Annotated in this window: 10 protein-coding genes; 8 read left to right on the forward strand and 2 right to left on the reverse strand. The window is 47.0% G+C overall.

Features of this window, described 5'->3' with window-relative positions; translation table 11 throughout:
* Positions 1-314: 314 nt before the first annotated feature.
* From gltB to HGH90_RS31395, 6 genes are all read left to right on the forward strand, one after another.
* On the forward strand, positions 315-4,844 hold the full coding sequence (gltB, locus tag HGH90_RS31370; protein WP_168764957.1) for a glutamate synthase large subunit: 4,530 nt from the start codon (positions 315-317) through the stop codon (positions 4,842-4,844).
* Positions 4,845-4,907: 63 nt separating this feature from the next.
* Entirely contained in the window at positions 4,908-6,383 is a 1,476-nt protein-coding gene (locus HGH90_RS31375) for a glutamate synthase subunit beta (protein ID WP_168764958.1), read from the forward strand.
* A 202-nt stretch (positions 6,384-6,585) separates the two neighbouring features.
* Positions 6,586-7,206, forward strand: coding sequence for a hypothetical protein (locus HGH90_RS31380; RefSeq protein WP_168764959.1), 621 nt, complete (start codon positions 6,586-6,588; stop codon positions 7,204-7,206).
* A 105-nt stretch (positions 7,207-7,311) separates the two neighbouring features.
* Positions 7,312-8,088, forward strand: coding sequence for a DNA damage-inducible protein D (gene dinD / locus HGH90_RS31385; RefSeq protein ID WP_211093001.1), 777 nt, complete (start codon positions 7,312-7,314; stop codon positions 8,086-8,088).
* Positions 8,089-8,416: 328 nt separating this feature from the next.
* Positions 8,417-13,492, forward strand: a complete 5,076-nt coding sequence (locus HGH90_RS32165; RefSeq protein ID WP_169192789.1) for a translocation/assembly module TamB domain-containing protein — start codon at positions 8,417-8,419, stop codon at positions 13,490-13,492.
* Positions 13,476-15,944: a BamA/TamA family outer membrane protein gene (locus HGH90_RS31395; protein WP_168764961.1), complete on the forward strand. Its 2,469-nt coding sequence runs from the start codon at positions 13,476-13,478 to the stop codon at positions 15,942-15,944. Before HGH90_RS32165 ends, HGH90_RS31395 begins: the two co-directional genes overlap by 17 nt.
* 59 nt (positions 15,945-16,003) lie before the next feature.
* Here HGH90_RS31395 and HGH90_RS31400 read toward each other — a convergent pair whose 3' ends face one another.
* Positions 16,004-17,740, reverse strand: coding sequence for a thiamine pyrophosphate-dependent enzyme (locus HGH90_RS31400; protein WP_169192790.1), 1,737 nt, complete (start codon positions 17,738-17,740; stop codon positions 16,004-16,006).
* Positions 17,741-17,879: 139 nt separating this feature from the next.
* Between HGH90_RS31400 and HGH90_RS31405 the strand changes: the two genes are divergently transcribed.
* On the forward strand, positions 17,880-18,275 hold the full coding sequence (locus HGH90_RS31405) for a septal ring lytic transglycosylase RlpA family protein (RefSeq protein ID WP_169192791.1): 396 nt from the start codon (positions 17,880-17,882) through the stop codon (positions 18,273-18,275).
* 1 nt (position 18,276) lies between these two features.
* Here the strand turns inward: HGH90_RS31405 and HGH90_RS31410 are convergent, their stop codons facing one another.
* Positions 18,277-18,873 carry a type 1 glutamine amidotransferase domain-containing protein gene (locus tag HGH90_RS31410; RefSeq protein ID WP_168764964.1) on the reverse strand — a complete coding sequence of 199 codons (597 nt, stop codon included), beginning with the start codon at positions 18,871-18,873 and terminating at the stop codon, positions 18,277-18,279.
* Between the two features lie 265 nt (positions 18,874-19,138).
* Between HGH90_RS31410 and HGH90_RS31415 the strand changes: the two genes are divergently transcribed.
* Complete coding sequence (locus HGH90_RS31415; protein WP_168764965.1) at positions 19,139-20,398, forward strand: DUF3472 domain-containing protein; 1,260 nt, start codon at positions 19,139-19,141, stop codon at positions 20,396-20,398.
* The last annotated feature ends 141 nt before the right edge of the window (positions 20,399-20,539 follow it).

The following is a 20,539-nucleotide window of genomic DNA, read 5'->3' on the forward strand; positions in this document are numbered from 1 at the left end:
CAAACCAGCCAAAAAAAAATGATTATGAGATGTTATAGCCCATAAATAACTGCTAAATGGTTGTTTCTCCCCCAGGTTTGCTCCCCGTCAAAACGGCCCAATTTGCCTCCGGGGGTCTTTCATTTTTTCAATTATTCTAACAATTACTGGTATCTTTTTATCTTTTTCTAAATTTTATGCGTCTAACAAAAGTTTTTGTAAAAAATACCGCATTCCTTTAGTATCTTTAAACCGTTCCCGAATTATATCGTACACCATCACCCACGGCGCAAGTCATCTGGGGGAAGTGTGCCAAAGCAAAAAATCTAAACCAAATGGATGAAGTGAAGCAAACGCAAGGTTTATACCGTCCGGAATTTGAACATGATGCCTGCGGAACAGGGTTTACAGCTCATATCAAAGGCCGTAAATCTCACCATATCATTCGTGATGCTTTAACCATGCTGGAAAACATGGAACACCGCGGAGCCTGCGGTTGTGAGCAAAACACAGGAGATGGTGCAGGAATACTGTTTCAAATGCCACATGAGTTTCTGTACGACGAATGCCTGAAACTGGGTATCCGCCTGCCGGAATTTGGAAAATACGGTGTAGGCATGGTCTTCTTTCCGAAAGAACCACGCTGGCGCGAGGAATGTCGTGAGATTCTCCAGCGCAGCGCAGAGAAACTGGGCCTCGAAATTCTTGGCTATCGCAAAGTACCGGTACGTCCGGATGGCATCGGTGAGACCGCCCTTTCTGTAGAACCAGAAATTGAACAGGTATTTATTGCCTGTCCTTATCATATCAGTGACCCGGAAATGTTTGAGCGCAAATTATTTGTGCTCCGTAACTACGCTTCTAAAACGGTTCGTAATACTGTACCGAAAGAGAAGTCACTGTTTTATATTGCGTCTCTCTCATATAAAACTATTGTATATAAAGGTCAGTTGACTACCTACCAGGTACGTCATTATTATACCGACCTGAGTGATGAGAAAATGGTATCTGCCTTTGCCCTCATCCACTCCCGGTTTGCAACCAATACTTTCCCTAGCTGGAGATTAGCGCACCCTTACCGCTATATTGCCCATAATGGTGAAATCAATACGCTCAAAGGTAACCTGAACTGGCTACGCGCCGGTGAAAGGGACTTTGTGTCCAAGTATTTTACCCCGGAAGAAATGGAAATGCTGCTTCCCATTGTGGAAGAAGGGCAGTCCGATTCTGCCTGCCTGGACAATGTAATAGAACTGCTCACCCTTACCGGTCGCTCCCTGCCACATGTAATGATGATGCTGGTTCCGGAAGCTTGGGATGGTAATGAAAGCATGGGTGAAGAAAAGAAAGCATTCTACGAATACCACGCCTCCCTCATGGAGCCCTGGGACGGTCCAGCTTCTATTTCCTTCACCGACGGGAAAATTATCGGAGCTACCCTGGATCGTAACGGTTTACGCCCCAGCCGCTTCGTAGTAACTAAAGATGATCGCGTGATCATGGCTTCTGAAGCTGGTGTGTTACCGATTGATCCTAAAAATGTAAAAGAAAAAGGCCGCCTGCAACCTGGTAAAATGTTTATCGTAGACATGGAACAGGGCCGCATTATTGGTGACGAAGAGCTGAAACAACAAATCTGCTCCCAGCAACCATATGGCGAATGGCTGAATAAATATAAGATCCGCCTGGAAGAACTGCCAGAGCCAAGGGTTACCTTTAGCCACCTGGAACATGAACAGATCTTCAAATACCAGCGCGCATTTGGCTACAGTACAGAAGACCTGGATCAGATCATTGCTCCTATGGCCATCGACGGGAAAGAACCTGTTGGCTCCATGGGTACAGATACCCCGCTCGCTGTATTGAGCAATCAGCCACAACACCTTTGCAACTATTTTAAACAATTGTTTGCCCAGGTAACCAACCCGCCAATCGATCCTATCAGGGAAAGACTGGTAATGTCGCTGGCGACTTTTGTGGGTAACAATGGCAACCTGTTGAACGAAGATCCGCTGCACTGTCATAGCCTGGCTTTGCGTCACCCGATCCTCAACAACCACGAACTCGAAAAAATACGCAGTATCGATACCGGTCTTTTCCAGGCTAAAACTTTACATACCTATTTTAAGGCAGACGGTAAACCCGGCTCCCTCGAAAAAGGATTGGCTCGTCTTTGCCGTTATGCAGTAGATGCTGTGGAAGATGGTTTCGAAGTAATCATCCTGTCCGATCGCGCCATCGACTCAGAACACGCTGCGATGCCTTCGCTGCTGGCTGCATCTGCAGTACACCACCACCTGATCCGCAAGGGTTATCGTGGCCAGGTCGGACTGATCGTGGAAGCCGGCGACGTATGGGAAGTACATCACTTCGCTTGCCTGCTGGGCTTCGGCGTAACTGCCATCAACCCATACCTGGCACTCAGCACCATCCGCGATATGAAGCTGAACAACAAGCTGGATACCGCGCTGGATGTTGATAAACTGAAAAAGAACTATATCAAGGCAGTATGCGATGGACTCCTGAAAGTATTCTCCAAGATGGGTATCTCTACCCTGCAGTCTTACCAGGGTGCACAAATCTTTGAAATACTGGGTATCAATCAGCAAACTGTTGATAAATACTTCACCGGCGCCGTTTCCCGTATCCAGGGTCTGGGGCTCGATGATATTGCCCGTGAAACACTGGCAAAACACTGGATGGGCTATGGCCGTAAGGAAACACCTATCCAGCGCTTAACAGAAGGTGGTGTATACCAGTGGAAACGTAAAGGAGAATTCCACCTCTTTAACCCTACCACTATTCACTACCTGCAGCTGGCCACCCGTATGGGCGATTACGCTGCCTTTAAAAAGTACTCTAAAGCGGTCAATGACCAAAGCGAAAAAGCCGCCACTTTACGTAGCCTGTTTTCGTTCAAGCCTAACCGCCCTTCTATTTCTATTGATGAAGTAGAACCTGCAGAAAGCATTTTCAAACGCTTCGCTACAGGAGCCATGAGCTTCGGTTCTATTTCTCACGAAGCACACTCCACGCTGGCGATTGCAATGAACCGTATCGGTGCAAAAAGCAATACCGGAGAGGGTGGGGAAGATGAGCTGCGCTACGAACAGCTGCCTAACGGCGATTCTATGCGTTCTGCTATCAAACAGGTGGCCAGCGCCCGTTTCGGCGTAACCAGCTACTATCTGACCAATGCTGATGAATTGCAGATTAAAATGGCCCAGGGTGCAAAACCCGGTGAAGGCGGACAGCTGCCCGGCCACAAAGTGGATGACTGGATCGCGAAAGTAAGACACTCCACCCCAGGTGTAGGCCTCATTTCACCACCTCCTCACCACGATATTTACTCTATCGAGGATCTGGCACAGCTGATCTACGACTTGAAAAATGCTAACCGTGCCGCCCGTATCAGTGTAAAACTGGTATCTAAAGCAGGAGTAGGTACCATTGCCGCCGGCGTGGCCAAAGCACATGCCGATGTAGTACTGGTATCCGGCTTTGACGGTGGTACCGGTGCATCACCGATCAGCTCTATCAAACACGCAGGTTTACCATGGGAACTTGGTCTGGCAGAAACACACCAAACCCTGGTAAAAAATAAACTCCGCAGCCGCGTAGTATTGCAAACAGACGGCCAGCTGAAAACCGGCCGCGACATCGCCATCGCCACCTTGCTGGGTGCGGAAGAATGGGGCGTAGCCACTGCTGCCCTCGTAGTAGAAGGTTGTATCATGATGCGTAAATGCCACGTGAATACCTGCCCTGTAGGGGTAGCCACCCAGGATCCAGAGCTGCGCAAACGCTTCAGCGGCGATCCTCAGCACGTGGTAAACCTCTTCACCTACCTCGTGGAAGAACTCCGCGAAATCATGGCTGAATTGGGCTTCCGTACCATCAATGAAATGGTGGGACAGGTAGACTGCCTGAAGGTGCGCGATAATATCACCAACTGGAAATCACAGAAACTGGATCTTTCTCCAATATTATTCAACGAAGCTGCTACCGCCGAAACCGGCCTGTACAAACAGGAAGAACAAGATCATGGTATCAGTGAAGTAATAGACTGGCAACTGCTGAAAGCAGCGCAGCCGGCACTGGAAAAGAAAACAAGGGTATTCCAGCAATATCCGGTAAAAAATACAGATCGTACCATCGGTACTATCCTGTCTAACGAAATCTCCAAACGCTACAAGAGCGAGGGATTACCGGAAGATACCCTGCACTTTAAATTCATCGGATCTGCAGGTCAGAGCTTCGGCGCCTTTACTACCAAAGGATTGACGCTGGAGCTGGAAGGAGAGGCTAACGACTACTTCGGTAAAGGGCTCTCTGGCTCCAAGCTGATTCTGTATCCGCAAAACGAAGCCGGATTCAAGGCAGAAGAAAATATCATAGCGGGCAACGTTTGCTTCTATGGTGCTACCTCCGGCGATGCCTATATCCGTGGTAAAGCAGGCGAGCGCTTCTGCGTACGTAACTCCGGCGCCACTGTAGTGGTAGAAGGAGTGGGCGATCATGGTTGCGAATACATGACAGGAGGACGAGCCGTAATCCTCGGCGAAACAGGCCGCAACTTCGGTGCCGGTATGAGCGGAGGTATTGCCTATGTGTACGATGTGAAAGGTACTTTCGCCAACCAGTGCAACCGGGATATGATCGACCTCGATCCGCTGGATCAGGAAGATGTAGCCCAGCTCCAGGACCTGATTACTAAACACCACGCCTACACGAATAGCACTGTAGCGAAGTTTATCCTGAAAGATTGGGAAAACCAACTGCGTCACTTCGTAAAAGTATTCCCGAAAGAATACAAGGCAGCATTGAAATCGGCTAAAATTCAGGGACAGAAAGTAGGTCACTGAGATTAAATTTAACATTCATCATCAAAATATCCCTTGCAGGTAAGGGACTTGTGGAGGAAAATTATGGGTAAACCTACAGGATTCCTGGAATTTACACGCGAGCTGCCCGGGAAAGCGGATCCCCGGGAAAGGGTTGGACACTATAATGAATTTGTAGAACGCTACCCGGAAAATAAATTGAACCAGCAGGCAGCTCGTTGTATGAACTGCGGCGTACCTTTTTGCCACAGCGGATGCCCGCTGGGTAACGTGATACCCGAATTCAATGATGCTGTATACCGTCAGGACTGGCAAAATGCTTACGATATTCTTACTTCCACCAATAACTTCCCGGAGTTTACCGGACGTATCTGTCCGGCACCCTGTGAAAGTGCCTGTGTGCTGGGAATAAACCAGCCACCGGTAGCCATTGAGGAAATAGAAAAACATATTATTGAAGTTGCCTTCGATAAAGGCCTGGTTCAGGCGAAAGCACCCCGCGTACGTACAGGCAAAAAAATAGCCGTAATTGGCTCCGGTCCCGCCGGACTGGCAGCAGCTGCACAGCTGAACTATGCCGGTCACTCCGTTACCGTATTTGAAAGAGATGATGCTCCCGGCGGCTTATTACGCTACGGTATCCCCGATTTCAAACTGGAAAAATGGGTGGTGGAACGCCGCGTGAAACTGATGGAGGAAGAAGGAGTGGTATTTCAATGCAATGCCAATGTAGGCGTTAACATTAGTACCAATGATCTCCTGAGAGAGTACAACGCCATTGTACTGGCAGGTGGCTCTACTATTCCCCGTGACCTCAACATTCCAGGCCGGGAACTGAAAGGTGTTCACTATGCGATGGACTTCCTGAAACAACAGAACAAAAGAGTAAGCAATAGGCCTGTAGATGGTAAAGACATCCTGGCTACCGGTAAAAATGTGGTGGTAATTGGCGGAGGTGATACCGGTTCTGACTGCGTAGGAACCAGCAACCGTCACGGCGCCATCAGCGTTACCCAACTCGAATTATTACCAAAACCTCCGGGCGAGCGTACACCATACATGCCATGGCCTACATACCCGATGGTATTAAAAACCTCTTCTTCTCATGAAGAAGGAGCAGACCGTAAATGGGCCATCGCGACCAAAGCCTTTATAGGTGATGACAATGGCCACCTGAAAGCCTTACGCCTGGTTGACCTGCAATGGACCGCCAGCGCCGACGGCCGACCAGCGAAATTTACAGAAGTACCTGGATCTGAAAGAGATGTTCCCTGCGAACTGGCATTATTGGCCATGGGCTTCTTACATCCTCAGCATACCGGGTTACTGGACCAGCTGGAAGTTGAAAAAGATGAACGCGGTAACGTAAAAGCTACCGAAAAAGATTACCTGACCTCCATTCCTAAAGTGTTCACTGCCGGCGATATGCGCCGCGGCCAATCACTGGTGGTATGGGCTATCAGCGAAGGCCGTGAGTGCGCCAGAAAAGTAGATGAGTTCCTCATGGGTAGCTCACAACTGGAAAGCAAAGACCATTCACTGCAGGCAATGGCATTATAATTATTATTACCTTTTTTCTCATAAGCAGGTTTAGATTTTGTTGTAACCTTCAGCCGGGCCGGGTTTTTACCCGGCCTATAATTTTTTAAAAATACCCCCCTGCGTCTGTTTAAAGACACAAATCCTACATCAGTAGAAACAATGCCCCCATTCAGCTATTTCTGCCCCCGAACACACCCGAAACCAGATAATTTTGCCAGCAATGAAATATCTGCTGTGTTTATGGAGCCTTTTATGGATAGTAACCGCTGTGACAGCACAGTCGGCTCAACACACTGTGCTCATCAACAATGGCCCCCTGAAGAAAGGTGTCTATAAAACTTTCGCTGAGTTTCAAACCAATAGTCCCTCAGAAGAAGGCGACCTTCTGATTAAAAACCGTAGTACCGCCGCGCAGATTTACCTGCTGGCCAACCGGAATGAACTCGTACTCCGCGATGATGCCGGCCAGGAACATAAAGTGAAAAATTATTGGGGATATTGCGATGGGATTAACATCTACATAAAAGATAACGGGCTGAATAAACTGGAAACCATCGGCTATTACTGTATTTATACCCTCCACGCCATTCAGCCATCCCCCAGCTATGTGAACCAGGCCGACATGACCGTCAACAGTATCAGTACCCCTGTAGTACTCAGGAAAGTATTAAACATCGTTACCGGCGAAGTGCTGGAATTATCCGCCTATAATCTCCGCAAATACATACTTCCCCAGGACAGCACCCTGCTCGATGAATTCAGGGCAGATAAGGAAAAGAAAGGTCAGCTGGTTCATTATATTTACCGGTTCAATGAGCGGAATAAACCGGTAATTCAATAATTTATTTCAATTTGATCATGTTTAGACCCCGTTAACCAATACCATTCTCCACAGTTTTATCTCCATGCCTCACAATTTTGTGAGATCATTTAAAATCATCCTTTCATGAAAAAAGAACTAATTGACGCATTGTTTGCTCAGTTTGAACTGGCGTGTTATTTACATCACGAAGTGGAGTGCTGGAGCGCACGGGAGTTACAGCCCATTCTTGGTTACCTGAGATGGGAAAACTTCTTTAAGGTCATTGAAAAAGCAAGGGTCTCTTGCAAGAACAGTGGAGTAGCTATTTTGGATCATTTTCGTGATATCACGAAAACGATAAATACCCCTAAGGGAGGCCAAAGAGCGTTGCAAGACTTTGCTCTTACCCGCTACGCCTGTTACCTCATCGCTCAAAATGGCGACGCTCAAAAAGACCCGATTGCCTTTGCTCAAACCTATTTCGCCGTCCAGTCGCGCAAACAAGAAGTCATCGAAAAACGATTGTTAGACATTGACCGTCTTAACGAGAGAGAAAAGTTATCCAGGTCTGAAAAAATATTATCTGGTATAGCCTATGAACAGGGAGTAGATGAAAAAGGATTTGCCAATATCAGGTCCAAAGGCGATAAAGCATTATTTGGCGGGTTCTCTACCCAGGACATGAAGAAAAAACTGGCGGTCCCAAACAATCGGCCCCTGGCAGACTTTCTTCCAACATTAACGATACAGGCCAAAGCACTGGCAACAGGCATCACAAGTCACAATGTTATCGAAAAAGACCTTCATGGAGAAGCCAGTATTACGGATGAACATGTAGATAACAATTCTGCCGTCAGAAAAATTACTGCTCGACCGGGGCGTCAAACCAGAGAGCCTTCCCTGGTCAGAAGATGTAGATAAAGTGAAACGAAGAATAAAAAAAGAAAACCAACAGGCACTCAACCAGCCATCCAGAAAAGAATAAACCTTAATAATTCCTCATCTGATCTAACTCTACTTCCACCAATCGCAGTATTTTACGCGCCCTCTTTTTACTATTTTCCCCAAATAGTGTGTCCGTTACCGTATTTAATGTATTCTTGCAATAACTATTTCATTCCTATACCCTACAGGTATGGATTTTGTTGTACCCCCGGCGTGCGCCCCGGTTACACTATCCTACCGGCAAGTAAACTATAAGCGTGCTTTTGCGTTTATATTCTGTAATTGAATTTTGTAATATAACCTAGTGACAGAACCAGCAGAAACCGGAGAAAAACACGGCCGCCCCTGGTGGCGATGGCTGATATGGATAATTGTTGCGGTGCTCCTTTTGCCCGTAATGGTCGTATTATTGTTACAACTGGACGGGGTTCAAAATTACCTGAGACAGCAAGGCGAGCTATACCTGCGAAAAAAATTACACACTAAAGTACAGATTGGCTATCTCCGGGCACGAGGCTGGCAATACCTCGAACTCCGCAATGTATATGTAGCCGACACTTCCAACCAGGCACTATTGTACTCCGGCTCCCTGAAAGTACACTATAACCTGCTATCCCTGATCAGTAACGAGCTGAAAATCGATAAACTGGAATGGGATACCCTGGTAATAAACGTTTACCGGCATCCCGGAGACTCCACCTTTAACTACCAGTTCGCCATAGATGCTTTCGTCACACCGTCATCCAAACCAGATACTATTTCCCCAAAAACCGGGACCACGATGCAGTTTCTGCTCAAAGATATTTCTCTCCGTAAAGTCAAAATAAGTTATCTCGATGACCCCGGTGGCATGTATGCCGTACTCACCTGGGATAATCTCCATGTAGATCCGGATGACCTGCTGATAGATGACGGCATTTACGCCTTTAGAGGCATTACCCTGGATGGATTGAAAGGATTTTTCCATCAAACTTATACCGGACCAGCCATCACTTCCGCAGCACCGCCACCACCGCCTGCAGATACCAACAGTGCCTCCCTCCACCTGCTTTTGAAAAAACTTCAACTTAATAATAGCAGCTTCTTATATGCAGACGATGGAATAGGCATCAACACCGCCTGGCATGTAGGAGCGCTATTGCTGCGTAACAGCAGCCTCGATCAGGACTCAACCCGTATACAGGTAGGTGATCTGGCCATCAGCAATACCCATGGTATGCTGATGATGGTTCCCGGAAAAGATACAGTAGTGTCAGCACCGAAGGATACTACCCCCAATACCTGGCAGGTACTGGCTACCCAGGTAAACCTCGACAAGCTATCCATGCGCTACGACAACGGCGGCCCGGCCCCAAAAGCTGCTGGCCCCGACCCGGACTACAATCACCTGCTCCTGACGCGGTTTTCCAGTAAAATCCACAATATCCGTTATGCTCCTGATAGCATCTCTGTAGATATTAAAACACTGACAGCCCAGGATAAATCTGGTTTTGCAATCCGTAAAGCCAATATGGACGTGCTTTTTACCCCCCGCTCCCTGGCGCTTCGCAACTTCCTGTTGCAAACCAATAAAAGCACTCTACGCAAACAAATATTAGTAACGGTACCTTCCTGGTCAGGTATTTCCGATAAACTGGATCAGCTGGGACTCGATGCCAATCTCGACTCTGTACACATAGCACTGGGAGAGTGGTTACCCTTTGTTCCCGACGCCCGCAAAAACAAATCTTTTGCACCATTGTGGAAAAAAGAACTAACAGTAGCGGCTATACTAAAAGGTACGCTGGGAGAGTTAAACATTAAACAGCTCTACCTCAACGACCAGGAAGGGAATCTGATTAAAGCCAACGATGGCCAGGTGTTACACGCTACCAATGCTGATCTTCTCAGCGCCAATCTCCCCAACCTGTATATACAATCCGGCAATAAAGCTTTGCGCTCATGGCTGCCTGCAGGTACGCTGCCAGACACACCCCGGATTCCGGAGCATATGTTGATCACCGGTATGTTTAAAGGAGGCATTAAAAATCTCATTACACAGCTACAGTTGAAAAGCGACTATGCAAACGCCAACATCAACGCCCAGCTGGTAAACATTACGGATAGCATCCGTAGCAGTTATACTATCAGCATTCCTTATTTCCGGGCTAATCCGGGCATTATGCTCTATGATACCACCATGGGATGGATAGCAGGGAAACTGAGTGCTACCGGTCAAGGCTATACGCTAAAACAAATGGCTGCCAAAGCCAATCTCCAGTTAACAGAAGCTACCTATAACGCCTATACGTATAACGACATTGATATCAACGCCGGCATTGACAAAGGAGCTTTCGAAGCGCAAGGCGAAAGCGCCGATAGCAACGTGGAAGCCACTTTCAACATCAACGGTCAACTGTCAGATACAACCATCCGCAACCTGAAAGTAAATATGGCGCTGACTAAGGCCGACTTGTTTACCACGCACTGGTATACTGAACCTTTGACGCTGCAAGGCAATCTGCTGGCTGACTTCAGTAGCATTGAACCAGAACACATAGAAGGAAATGCCTTCCTTACCAAATGGCAAATTGCTACTAAAGGTCAGGTGTTTCCATTAGACAGCATTTCCCTGCTGACTCAATATACTGATCAACAACACATTACACTTAAAAGCCCATTTGGATTAATAACCGCATATGGACATATTGACTACAGAAAAGTAGGTGGCGCGTTGGCGGGAGTTATTAACAAACCGCTATTGCCCACAGATTCCAATAAGATTAGCATTCCAGCAGGCCAACAGCTGACCTGGAACGCCTCGTTGATATGGCCCAAAAACCTGCAGGGCCTGATGCCTGCCCTCCACATGGAAGTTCCGCTGGTAATGAACGGACGGCTAAACAGCGACAGTAGCCTGCTGTTACTCAGTGCCAACCTCCCCCGGGTTAATTACGACTCCTTGCAGATAGATAGCCTGCGCATGTTTGCCCGGATTATAGATACATCCATGCAAACCTATGTGGCACTCTCCCGGATGCAGCACCCATCTTTTCCTCTTTACCGTACCTTCCTGAAAGCCACAGCCAATACCGGCAAAGTCGACTTCGACCTCGAGCTGGATGACGTAAAACGGCGACCCAAATATAAACTGGGCGGTATCCTTACCTTCCTGAAGGAAAACGCCATGGAGTTATCACTTAAACCTGGACTGCTGTTAAACAAACAGACCTGGACAGTAGCCGACAATAATATCCTCCGCATAAAAAATGGCGCGCCGGATACGGCCAATATCAAACTGTCGTATGGCGCCCAATCTATACAGGTAGCTACCCAGCCCGATAGCAGCGCGGTTCCCGCGCTACAGGCGAATATTGCCAACTTCCAGCTATCTACCATTACGGGCATGCTAGCCACAGATACCTTGCTGGCCAATGGTATCCTGAACGCTGATGCTACAGTACATAATTGGGATAAGTCTCCGCTCATACATGCCAATCTAAATATCGACAGCCTAACAGTAAAGAACACACATATGGGAAATCTCCACGCTAATGTGGAAAATACCAGCCCTTCTCAATACCAGCTAACAGCTGATCTCACAGGTAATGACAACGACGTCAAAATAAATGGCACTTACGATAGCATCATCAATGGACAATTGAATATCAACAAGCTGAATATGGCTGCACTGGAGCCCTTCACAATGGGCAATGTTACCCGGATGTCGGGTAGTGCCAACGGCCAGTTCAATATCTCGGGCACGACTTCAGCGCCACAGGTAACCGGCCATTTACATTTCAATAATGCTCAGGGCATGGTCACCATGATTGGCAGCACCCTCCACCTGCCCGATGAAGATATTTTGATTGACGAAAACGGGATACAGCTAAATAATCTTGTTATTGCCGATAGTCTCAACAATGAGCTGGTAGTAGATGGGCGCATCAATACAAAAGACCTGACCAACTATCGCTTCAACCTGAGTGTTACCGCCGACAATTTTATGGCCCTGGGCAAACAACAAAGCCCGGATCAATGGATCTATGGCCCCGCCTTTATCGATAGCAAAATAAAAATACGAGGCACGCTGGACCTTCCCCGGATCGATGCTACGGTGAAGCTTCGCGATAAATCCAGCGTTACCATGATGCTGCCACAGGATGAACCCGGCCTGGCAAATAGGGAAGGAGTGGTGGAATTTGTGGATATGTCAAACCCGGTCGATTCTGCTATGCTGGCCAAACGAGATAGCCTCAAATACCATACTACCCGCCTTAAAGGCATGTATTTATCCGGTAACCTGGAGATTACACCCGAGTCCATTATCAAAATCATCATCGATCAGCAAAACGGTGACTTCGTACAGGCAAAAGGTACCGCCAACATCAACGCTACACTGGATCCCAGTAGCAAAATGAGCCTGACCGGCCGGTACGAAATAACAGAAGGGAAATATGAAATGTCGCTGAACCAGCTGATCAAGCGCTCTTTCGATATTGAAAAGGGTAGCTTCATTTCCTTTAACGGTGATCCAACCAATGCCGATCTCGATATCACCGCCAAATACACCGTAAACGCACCCGCATACGACCTCGTGGCCGATCAGCTGCAAAGTATGACGCCGGAACAACGCAATATGTATAAACAGCGTATGCCGTTCCTGGTATACCTGATGATCAAGGGTAATCTGGCCAAACCAGATATCAGCTTCCGCCTCGACCTGCCGGAAAAAGACAGGAATACCCTGAGCGGTACGCCATATAACCGCCTGAAACAAATTAACCAGGTGCCCTCAGAGCTAAACAAACAAGTAATGGGACTCCTCGTCCTTAATACATTTATTCCTGACGATCCGATGAGCACCCTCGATGCGGGCTCCGGAGGCGGAGTGGGACAGGCGGCTAAAAACAGCGTGAGTAAAATTTTATCCCAACAGCTAAATAACCTCGCCGGCAACCTGATCAAAGGCATTGATCTCAACTTCGACCTGCAAAACCAGGAAGACTATTCTACCGGCACAGCCCAGGAAAGTACCAACCTGAAGGTTGGAGCTTCCAAACGACTGTTCAACGATCGTTTAACCGTTTCCGTTGGTTCCAATATTATGTTGCAGGGCACCCAGCAAAATGCCAGCTCCCTGATCGGAGATATCTCCCTGGAGTATAAACTAACCCGCGATGGACGCTATAGAATCCGTGTATATCAACGCAACGACAATACTACAGTGATTGATGGTCAGGTAGTGGAAACAGGCGTAGCCTTTGCATTGGTAATGGACTACGACGAGTTCAGGGAAATTCTGCAGCGCTCAAAAACAGCCACTATCCGGCAAAAACTACGCGATAGGAAAAAAAATAAAGATAATAATACGACTACACCCGATGCGAAAAGCAAGTAACCATATCATTCTCTGTACAGCATGTTGCCTGATATACCTGGTAATCAGTTCCTGTAGCACCACACGCAGTGTGCCGGAGGGAGATCGCCTGTATACCGGCAGTGAAGTGAAATGGATCAATGATACCGTTACCCATAAAAAGCCCAGAGACTATAGCTCGCTGGTGGAAGGCATGGAAAAAAGAATCCGTCCCAACAGAAACCGCAGGTTCCTGGGAATGCCCATCAAACTTTGGTTATACAACCTCGGCAAAGAGCCCAAAGGAAAAGGGCTGAATTACCTGTTCCGTAAAAAATGGGGAGAACCACCGGTATTGCTAAGTACCGCGAAGCCCGAGTATACTTCAAAAATATTGGAAGAATACCTGGTCGATAATGGTTTCTTCCAGGCCGGTGTCACCTCCGCAGTTAAATTTTCCGGCAAGAAAAAAGCATCTATTACTTACACCGCCACACCCAATCACCGCTATACCATCAAGAGCGTTACCTTCATCACAGACACTAGCGCCATCGGGAAAACCGTTGCCGGTACTAAAGAAGAAAGCTCATTGATTGTAGGTAGGCCTTATTCGCTCGACTCCATAAAAGCCGAACGGGAACGTATACACGCAGCATTAAAAGAGCAGGGATACTATTACTTTACACCAGACTATCTGCTGGTGCAGGTCGACAGTACCAATAGCGGAACGGTAGATCTCTATGTTAAAATTAAAGATAATACACCCCAGCTGGCGCTGCGTCCGTATCGTATGCACGATATTACGCTATTCCCGGATTACTCGCTGGATAATGATTCTACCTCTACGCTCGGAACACCCATAAGATACAGGGGCATTTATATTGTTGATTCGGTGAAACGATTTAAAACCTCCACCTTCAACCGCTCTGTATTTTTACGCCCCGATAGCTTATACCGGCTCAGCTCTCACAATATCACCCTGCAAAGGCTGATCAACCTGGGTGTTTTCAAATTTGTAAAAGGCCAGTTTACGCCTGTAAGAGATACATCTATCCATAATATCACCGGCGGCAATCCCAATGCAGTACCCGGTAGGAGAGATAATTCCTCCCGGAATTTTATCCGGCGAGATTCTCTCCATCTCAGGGATTCTTCTATGGCCACAAACTATCGCGCCATGGTGAATAACCGCGTATCGCTCGACAGTGGCTGGCTGGATGCCAAATTCTACCTGACTCCTTACAAACGGCGCTCCCTGCAAACAGAACTCCGGGGAACGTCTAAATCAAATGGATTTATAGGATCCCAAATACAGATTACGGCTAAAAACCGTAACTGGCTTCATTCCGCTTCCCTGCTTGAAATAGGATTGAGAGGTGGTATGGAATGGCAAACCGGCAATAAATCGTCCGGCGCTTCAAACTCTTATGGATTAGGAGCAGAAGTAGCGGTAACCTTCCCCCGGTTTATTACACCCATCAGAGGGTTTAATATACGTACTCCCTATGTTCCTAAAACCCGTATAAGCGCCAGCTATGAATTATATAGCCGCGCCAATCTGTATAATTTAAACGCATATACACTACAGTTGCAATACCTGTGGCAGAAATCGCAATACCTCAGCCACATCTTTGCTCCTATTGCCATCACATATGTATTACCAACAAAAACAACGGCAGCCTACGATAGTATCCTGGCCAACGACCCCAGCCAGCGATCCGCTATTGAAAAGCAATTTATCCTCGGCGGTAATTATACCATTACTTACAATAACCAACGCCCCAACCAGGTACATAGTTTTTACCTCAGCGGCAATATCGATATCTCCGGAAATCTGGCTGGCCTGGTCGTTCCGAGAAATGATACGGGGCAAAAAACGATATTAGGCAACTCATTTGCACAATATGAGAGGTTCACTGTAGAAGGGCGACACTACTGGCATATCGGTAAAGGAAAGCAATGGGTGAACCGCTTACTGGTCGGGTACGGATTACCATATGGCAACTCTTCCACACTGCCATTCGTGAAACAGTTTTTCACTGGCGGTAGCAGCAGTATCCGGGCCTTCAGAGCACGGACCCTTGGACCTGGGTCGTATCATAACAAGGCCGTAGATACCTCTGCCTTGCTGGCCAACGAAGCCGGCGATATTAAACTTGAATTCAACTCAGAACTCCGGGTACACGTTGCCAGCGTATTCAATGTGGCCGCCTTTATCGATGCCGGTAATATCTGGTTACAAAAAGATGTACCAGACAAGCCTGGCAGTAAGTTTACATTTAATACTTTTTACAGGGAAATAGCCGTGGGCGGCGGTGTGGGGTTACGCATTGATGCGTCTATCGTAGTGGTACGCCTGGATCTGGCGATGCCATTGCGTATTCCTTATCTTCCCGAAAATGAACGCTGGGTCATCAACAAAATCAATTTCGGCGATCCCGAATGGCGCAAGAAAAACCTGATCTTAAATATTGCCATCGGGTATCCGTTTTAAAATACTAGTATTTGCAGGGGAGATACCTGATAAAGGCTATCTCCCTGCAAATACACTCCCTACAACACATCTTTCAAATGCTTATAGTTCGATTTAACTGCCTCAAAGACTTCGTCATACCTGCCTCCTAATATCAGTTTCCCCATCCACAATGCATATCCCTTCATTTGAGAAAACTCAATCTTCGGTGGCATTGCCAGCGATTCGGGATTAGTAAAGATATTCACCAGCACAGGGCCTTCCGTTTTACCAGCTTTCGATAATATACTTTCTACTTCTTCAGGTTTGTGAATGGAAAAAGCAGTGAATCCCATCGCTGCAGCTACCACGGCAAAATCTGGATTCTCCATATTCGTTTGCCAGTCAGGAAGCCCCGCAACCTCCATTTCCAGTTTCACCATTCCCAGGGCGCGGTTATTAAACACAATCACTTTTATCGGTAGTTTATATTGCTTAATCGTCATCAAATCACCTAAAAGCATCGTTAACCCACCATCGCCACATAAGGCAAATACCTCCCGGCCCGGCTGCGACAGCGCGGCGCCTATTGCCTGGGGCATCGCATTTGCCATAGACCCATGATTAAAGGATCCCAGTAGCGTACGCTTTCCCGTCCCTTCCAGGTACCGGGCCGTCCACACATTCGTCATTCCCGTATCTACCGTAAAAATGGCATCATTCGCTGCAATCCTGTTAAGCACACTTGCTACAAACTCCGGACTGATGGCATCTTCTTTTCCGGTATCTTCAACATAGGTCTGCATTTTCTTCTTTACCTCCTGGTAAAATGCAAGCATACTATCCAGAAAGTCACTTTCCGGATGCTCTTTGAGCAGCGGCAATAACGCTTTCAGCGTATCTCCAATATCCCCGCAAAGCCCCATCTCCAGTGAAGCGCGACGCCCCAATCTTTCCGGTTGTATATCTATTTGTACTATTTTGGTATCCCCAGGAATAAAGGGCGTATAAGGGAAATCTGTTCCCAACAACAATAATACATCAGCTTCATGCATGCTTCTATAGGCCGAGGCCAGCCCCAGCAAGCCCGTCATACCCACTTCATTGGGATTGTTGTATTGTATTCCCATCTTGGCCCGGAAAGAATAAGCGACAGGAGCCTTTAATACCTGCGACAATGTAACCACTTCATCATGAGCATCCACAGCTCCTAACCCGCAATAAATGGCAATTTTTCCGGCATCGTTCAACAAACTTGCCAGCTCTTGCAAATCAGCAGGAGAGGGGCATATTACCGGGCGGGGATGATACAACCGGGTAGCAGTAGGAATATCCCTGGCATCAGACGCAGCCACATCTCCCGGTAATCCCAACACAGCTACACCATGCTTATGCACAGCATGTTGTAAAGCCGCCTGCATCATCCTGGGTGCCTGCTCTGCAGTTGCAGCCACCTGATTATAACAACTGCAGTCGTCAAACAACTTGATTGTATTGGTTTCCTGGAAATAATCACTCCCAAACTCATTGGTGGCGCAGGTAGAGGCAATCGCCACGACTGACGCACCGGAGCGATGCGCGTCATATAAACCGTTAATCAGGTGTACATGCCCAGGCCCGCTACTTCCGGCACAACAGGCCAATCCATTTAACTGCGCCTCCGCACTGGCCGCATAGGCGCCCACTTCCTCATGTCTTACATGTATCCACTGTATCCTTCCATCACGGCGAACCGCATCATTAATGTGATTTAAGCTGTCGCCGGTAACAGCATAAATACGTTTAATGCCGGCGTTAGCCAGCATATCAACCAGTTGATCTGCCACATTTTTTGCCATAAAATTCTGATTTCTGATGTACCTGGTTAAAACAGCTCCGTTTTCACATTGTTCAACCAGCCAACACTAAATAATCATGAAGACCACCTACTACATGAAAAAATGCTTTATTTTTATGGCATCGCCTAAATCGCTATCAATGAAACCTATCCCTTCTCGCATATACCGTAGCCGGTTGTTACTACTCGTTACCTTGCTCTTGGTGGTTACAGCTTCATGTAGCCGGAAAATTGTTGAAAAGGGAAAGGCATCCTATTATGGCGATTCTTTCGACGGCAAACGTACCGCCAGCGGGGAAACCTTCCGCCAGCGGGGATTAACAGCCGCTCACAAATCATTGCCTTTTGGTACGCGCGTTACCGTTACCAATGTAGCTAACGGTAAAAGCGTGAAAGTCCGCATCAACGACAGAGGGCCTTTTGTTGCCGGCCGTATCATAGACCTTTCGCAGAAAGCCGCTTCCAAAATAGGTATGCTTAATACCGGCGTTGCGAATGTGGAAGTGAAATACAAAAAGAAAAAAGGCAAAAAATAAATCACCCTAGCTGATGAACGCCTCCCTCTCTCTTGCCGTTATTTCTTCCCGTATGCGGCCCTTCCATAAATTCTTCTAGCATCTTCTTGCAAAATGCTGGCAGATCTTTAGGAGTACGACTTGTTACCAATCCCTGGTCAGTAACCACTTCTTCATCTACCCACAAAGCCCCGGCATTCTGGAGGTCGGTTTTTAATGATTTATAAGACGTCACCTTACGACCATCCAATTCCCCCGTCTCAATAAGTGTCCATGGACCATGACAAATAGCCGCAACAGGTTTACTTTCGTCAAAGAAACCAGTAATGAAAGAAATCACCTGGTCATTGGTACGTAAATGGTCAGGATTCATCACTCCTCCCGGCAATACCAGCGCATCATAGTCTTCCGCCACCACCGAGCCAATTTGCTTATCTACCGGGTAGTCTTTACCCCATTCTTTTTCAGCCCATGCCTTTACAGTCTTCTCTTCCGGCGATATAATGTCGACTGTAGCCCCCGCATTCTTCAGCGCTTCTACCGGCTGGGTCAGTTCCACTTCCTCAAATCCATTGGCCACTACGACCGCTATTTTCTTGTTGATTAATTGCTTTTCCATATTATGCGTTTTTAGTTTATTTTTTAATGCTGTCTTTGGTAGATAAACATCTTGCGACAACCCTCCCTATGCTCAAAAATAATTCCTGTTACCTGCTCATTGCCTGTGCGCAATTGTAATCGTTCAGTATGGCTGAAGATTGTATATTTTGCTGCGCATACCGTGTTAAAAATCCACGCATTCTCATCCGTTTGTAATTTTTTGCCAGCAACATTGCATTTAGAAACAGATGCTGCTTTATTTGTTGACTTACAACCAAAGAACAATGAAACAAAAAATCTTACTGGCAACATTGCTGGCTATTTGCCTGACAAACCATCACATCTTTGCGCAAGCACCTGCGGTAACGCTCCCTGGCTTTACCGCCTACGCCGATCCGGCAGAAGAAAATGTGGAGATTAACTACAAAAATGGCGTTGTGGATTGGACTGGTAATATGAACACGGTCAACTTCTATTTCCATGTAGCCACAGCTGGCCTTCTCCAGGTGGCGCTACAGGCAAAATCTGATGCTGAAAGCAAAATTTCTGTTGCTGTAAATGGGATAGAAAAAGTAATTAGCATACCTAACAATAATACATATGTCGATGTTCCCGTATTACAAACGAAAATTAAAACGCCCGGATTCTACTGTGTATCGCTTAAAGGTATTAGCAAGAATGGAAAAGTATATGCAGATGTGAAAGGTATTACCCTTAGCGGCACTGCCACTAAAGATATTCAATACAATGCCAAACCCTGGCGCCGTGCGGCTTCAGTGCACTTAAACTATCCTGTTCCCGAAGGAAAAAATGTAGAATGGTTTTATGGAGAAATTAAAGTACCGGAAGGAGAAGATAAACTCGGTACTTATTTCATGTCTTGCGGATTTCATCGCGGGTACTTTGGTATGCAGGTAAATTCTCCTACTGAAAGAAGAATTATTTTTTCTGTTTGGGATGCTGGTGGAGAGCCTGAAGAACGCAACAAAGTAAAGTATGAAGACCAGGTAGTTATGCTTGCGAAAGGCGATAGTGTTATTGCCAGCGGGTTTGGAGGCGAAGGTACCGGCGGTCATAGTCATTGGGTGTATGATTGGAAAGCGGGTCAAAACTATCGTTTCCTGATGCACAGCGTACCTTCCGGTACTACCACTACTTACACCGCGTACTTCTATGTTCCTGAACATCATGAATGGAAACTGATCGCCAGCTTCCGCGCGCCCAAAGATGGTAAATATATGGGCCATCTTTATTCCTTCCTGGAAAACTTCTCCTTCGAAAATGGGCACCTCGGCCGCAAAGGCTACTTTGGTAACGAATGGATTAAAACCAATACCGGCGAATGGATAGAACTCACCAAAGCCAAATTCTCGAACGATGCTACGGCTAAAGCCAAAGATCGTATTGATTATGGCGGCGGCTCAGAAAACGGCTGGTTCTACCTCTGGAACAGCGGTTTTAAACCTGCTAATGCTCAATATGGTGATCTCTTCGAACGCCCGGCTACTGGCACACCTCCCGTAATTGACCTTCCAAAATTCTGATGCCTCTCTTAAGGAATCGAGTAGGAAGGTAGCCATTATTTGGCTACCTGTCCTCTCACACCACCGTACGTACCGGTCTGGTATACGGCGGTTTGTCAAAATAATTTCTTCTGATGTTCTGTTTTCAGATAATAATGTTGA

The sequence above is a fragment of the Chitinophaga sp. Ak27 genome (genome assembly GCF_012726295.1).
Lineage (GTDB): Bacteria > Bacteroidota > Bacteroidia > Chitinophagales > Chitinophagaceae > Chitinophaga.

Bases quoted from the DNA above. Each gene is read 5' to 3' on its own strand.
- gltB (WP_168764957.1), top strand. From the start codon at position 315: ATGGATGAAGTGAAGCAAACGCAAGGTTTATACCGTCCGGAATTTGAA.
- HGH90_RS31375 (WP_168764958.1), top strand. From the start codon at position 4,908: ATGGGTAAACCTACAGGATTCCTGGAATTTACACGCGAGCTGCCCGGG.
- HGH90_RS31380 (WP_168764959.1), top strand. From the start codon at position 6,586: ATGAAATATCTGCTGTGTTTATGGAGCCTTTTATGGATAGTAACCGCT.
- dinD (WP_211093001.1), top strand. From the start codon at position 7,312: ATGAAAAAAGAACTAATTGACGCATTGTTTGCTCAGTTTGAACTGGCG.
- HGH90_RS31395 (WP_168764961.1), top strand. From the start codon at position 13,476: ATGCGAAAAGCAAGTAACCATATCATTCTCTGTACAGCATGTTGCCTG.
- HGH90_RS31400 (WP_169192790.1), bottom strand. From the start codon at position 17,740: ATGGCAAAAAATGTGGCAGATCAACTGGTTGATATGCTGGCTAACGCC.
- HGH90_RS31405 (WP_169192791.1), top strand. From the start codon at position 17,880: ATGAAACCTATCCCTTCTCGCATATACCGTAGCCGGTTGTTACTACTC.
- HGH90_RS31410 (WP_168764964.1), bottom strand. From the start codon at position 18,873: ATGGAAAAGCAATTAATCAACAAGAAAATAGCGGTCGTAGTGGCCAAT.
- HGH90_RS31415 (WP_168764965.1), top strand. From the start codon at position 19,139: ATGAAACAAAAAATCTTACTGGCAACATTGCTGGCTATTTGCCTGACA.